Consider the following 268-nt stretch of genomic DNA (forward strand, 5'->3'; position numbering starts at 1 on the left):
TTTGCGCAGAACGAACACGATGCGTTCTTCGTGCAGGGCTTCAATGCCGCGCGCGACCGGATGTTCCAGATCGACCTGTGGCGGCGACGCGGTCTCGGCGAACTCGCCGAAGTGTTCGGCCCTGCGTATGTCGAACAGGACAAGGCGACGCGGCTCTTCCTGTATCGCGGTGACATGGCGGTGGAATGGCAACGCTACGGTCCCGACGCGAAGCCGGTCGCGACACGTTTCGCAGCGGGCGTGAATGCGTATATCGACTGGCTCGCCG

The 268-nt window shown here is 63.4% G+C and carries 1 protein-coding gene; it reads left to right on the forward strand.

What is annotated here, in order from left to right; genetic code table 11:
* A partial coding sequence (locus tag SB771_RS34790) for a penicillin acylase family protein (protein ID WP_410722014.1) occupies positions 1-268 on the forward strand: 268 nt, incomplete at both ends.

It is taken from the genome of Burkholderia sp. SIMBA_051 (genome assembly GCF_046534915.1).
Lineage (GTDB): Bacteria > Pseudomonadota > Gammaproteobacteria > Burkholderiales > Burkholderiaceae > Burkholderia > Burkholderia ambifaria.